A 3,264-nucleotide genomic window follows, 5' to 3' on the forward strand; every position below is an offset into this window, starting at 1 on the left:
AGTGTCAGGCGACATCATTTTTGTCTGTTAAACCGCTTTCGCGAGCAGGCTCGCTCCCACAGGTGTTATTCGTGCCCGATCAGCGCAACGCCTGCCCCCGCGTCTCCGGCATCCGCAGGTACACCACCAGGCTGATCGCACTGATCACTGCCAGGTAAATCCAGAACCACCCGCCATACCCCCACCCCGCCATCGCCGCCATCAGGTACGGTGCGGTGCCGCCGAACAGGGTGACCGACAAGGCATAGGGTAAGGCGATGCCGGTGACGCGCACTTCGGCCGGGAACTGCTCGGCCATGGTCACCGCCGACGCAGCGCCGAAGCCGGTCATGATCACCATCGACACGGTCTGGATCAGTGTCACCTCCAGCAGGCTGATGCCGGTGTGCAACAGGCCGAAGCTCGGCCAGGCCCACAGGATCGAGGCAATCGCGAAGCCGATCAACACCGGACGCCGTCCCACCCGGTCCGCCAGTTTGCCGGCGAACGGCAGCAGCACCAGCGAGACACCGACCGAAACCACCCCGGCCAGCAAGGTGTCGCGGATCGACATACCGGTGATCAGGTGCACCTGATTGGGGTAGCTGACCATCCACACGTAGTTGAGCAGGTTGCCGGCCATGGCGATACCGATCACCCGCATGGCATCGCGGCGATGGCTGAACAGCAGTTCGCGAATCGGACGTTTTTTGCTGTGGCTGGCGATCTTCGATTTGAAAATTTCGGTCTCGCGCACCGACAGGCGAATCCACAAAGTGATCAGCCCCATCAGCGCCGCGATCACGAACGCCACGCGCCAGCCCCAGTCGTACAGCGCGGTGTCGCTGCCCATCGACGCCAGGGCAAAGCCCAGCAGAAACGATACCAACGTGCCGGCGTTAATGGCGAACCACTGCCAGGACCCGGCGAAGGCCCGCCGATGCGCCGGTGCCGACTCGATCAGGAATGCCGACGCCGAGCCGAACTCGCCGCCCGCCGAAAAGCCCTGAACCAGACGGGCAATCACCAGAATGATCGGCGCGGCAATGCCGATGCTTTCGTAGTTGGGGCAGATGCCGATCACCAGCGAGGCCACCGACATCAACAGGATCGACAGGGTCAGGCCTTTCTTGCGGCCATAACGGTCCGCCAGTTGCCCCAGCACCGCGCCGCCGATGGGGCGCATGATGAAGCCGACAGCGAACACCGCCAACACCGACAGCAGCGCGGTGACGCCGTCACCGGCAGGGAAAAACTGCTTGGCGAGGATCGAGGAAAACGTCGCGTAGATTACCCAGTCGGTGTACTCGACTATCGTCCCGAGGGTGGCGGCGACTATGGCTTTTTTCTCGGCGCTGTTGAGTTGTCGACCTTCGGCTTGCACAGGTGCAGTGGCAGTGGATGACGGCGGCAATTGACCGTCCACCGTGTGATAGTTGCTCATATTCAAGACTCCCGTGGGCGCTATTATTGTTGACCTTTGGACGCGGCCTCAGCGTTGCTACGGGAGCAATATCCGGCGTTGCCAGGGTTTCGTGTAGCGAGTTTTCAGGACGGTTCGGTTGACTAAACCTCAAGCCACTGCCTTGAGATTTTCTCAAGGCACGGCCCTTTAAAACTCGGTTGAAGGGTTGTGCGCGAGCAGCGGTAATGGCAGGCAATCATGGGGCTGCCCATCACCTCCCCCATGCCGCGCACTGACAAGAAGAGCTTCACGAGGAGAACCGGCAATGTTTGACAGAACCAACAGCTTCATCGACGGCCGCATCACGCCGCCCCTGGACGGCCAATACGTCGACAAGCTCGACCCGCGCACCGGCGAAAAACTCAACGAAGTGGCCAACAGCGGCCCGGCCGACGTGGCCATCGCCATCGATAGCGCCGCCAGCGCCTTGCCGGCCTGGCGCGACATGCGCCCAGCCTTGCGCGGGCGCATCCTCAACGATTTCGGCCGGCTGATCCGCGCAAGCGAGGCCACCCTCGGCGCCCTGGAGCGCGCCGAAACCGGCAAGCCCGGCCGCGAGATGGCAACCCTGATGGACCTGACCGCGCAGTACTTCGAGTTCTACGGCGGCATCGTCAATGTCATGGACGGCGAAGTGATCAACCAGGGCCCCAACTACCACGTGTACACCCGCCGCGATCCGTTCGGTGTGATCGGCGTGATCCTGCCGTGGAACGCCCCGCTGCATCAGGCCGCCCGCGCCATCGCCCCGGCCCTGGCCACCGGCAACACCGTGGTTGCCAAACCTTCCGAACACACCTCGGCCTCGCTGGTGGAACTGGCACGCCTGGCCATCGAGGCCGGCATCCCACCGGGGGTGTTCAACGTGATCGTCGGCAAGGGCAGCGTGATCGGCCCGGCCATGGCGCACAACCCGCACATCCGCAAAATTTCTTTCACCGGCGGCATTCGCGCGGGCCAGGAACTGGGGCACATCGCGGCAGATCGCATCCTGCCGCTGACCCTGGAACTGGGCGGCAAGTCGGCCAACATCGTCTTCGACGATGCCGACCTCGACGCCGCCGCCAAGGGCGCGACCCTGGCCTTCACCTGGAACAGCGGCCAGTGGTGCGCGGCGGGCACGCGCTTGCTGGTGCAGGAATCGATCTACGAACGCTTCGTCGACAAACTGGTGGCCGAAGTCGGCCAGTTGCGCGTCGGCCCACAGGATGACGCGACTTCCGGCCCCATCACCACCCAGGCGCAATTCGAGAAAATCCAGAGCTACTTCGCCATCGCCGAACGCGAAGGCCTGACCCCGGCCATCGGCGGCAAGGTCGCAAGCCTCCCGGGTTTCGAAAACGGCTGGTACATCGAACCGACGGTCTACACCGGCGTGAGCAACGACATGACGTTGGCCAAGGAAGAAATCTTCGGCCCCATCGTCTGCGTGATCCCGTTCAAGGACGAAGCCGATGCCCTGCGCATCGCCAACGACAGCGAATTCGGCCTCGGCGCCGGGATTTGGAGCCGCGACATCGGCCGCGTCCACCGCGTAGCCGCGCAGCTTGAAGCGGGCCGGATCGTGGTCAACGAATACAGCGGCGGCTTCGTGCAAACGCCGTGCGGCGGGTTCAAGCAGAGTGGGTACGGGCGCGAGCAAGGGGTGGATGCGCTGTCGCATTACACGCAGTTGAAGTCGGTGATCATTCGGCTCTGAAGCGATCCGATTCACCCAAAGGCGCAGCCATGGCTGCGCCTTTTTTACATCCCCAAAACACCGCCACCCCCTGTAGGAGCGAGCCTGAACTGGCCTAATGATTTTGGACACTTCAATCGGG

General features: G+C 63.1%; 2 protein-coding genes. One reads left to right on the forward strand and one right to left on the reverse strand.

Annotated features, from left to right (window positions below; translation table 11 throughout):
• Nucleotides 1-79 precede the first annotated feature (79 nt).
• A complete protein-coding gene (locus HNQ83_RS28260; protein ID WP_175392136.1) occupies nucleotides 80-1,423 on the reverse strand; it encodes an MFS transporter in 1,344 nt (447 codons plus the stop codon).
• Between the two features lie 286 nt (nucleotides 1,424-1,709).
• Here HNQ83_RS28260 and HNQ83_RS28265 point away from each other — a divergent pair, with 286 nt between their 5' ends.
• Nucleotides 1,710-3,143: an aldehyde dehydrogenase gene (locus HNQ83_RS28265; RefSeq protein ID WP_175392137.1), complete on the forward strand. Its 1,434-nt coding sequence runs from the start codon at nucleotides 1,710-1,712 to the stop codon at nucleotides 3,141-3,143.
• Nucleotides 3,144-3,264 lie beyond the last annotated feature (121 nt).

Origin of the sequence: Pseudomonas sp. C2B4, from assembly GCF_013359695.1 — a bacterium.
Lineage (GTDB): Bacteria > Pseudomonadota > Gammaproteobacteria > Pseudomonadales > Pseudomonadaceae > Aquipseudomonas.

Bases quoted from the DNA above. Each gene is read 5' to 3' on its own strand.
- HNQ83_RS28265 (WP_175392137.1), top strand. From the start codon at position 1,710: ATGTTTGACAGAACCAACAGCTTCATCGACGGCCGCATCACGCCGCCC.
- HNQ83_RS28260 (WP_175392136.1), bottom strand. From the start codon at position 1,423: ATGAGCAACTATCACACGGTGGACGGTCAATTGCCGCCGTCATCCACT.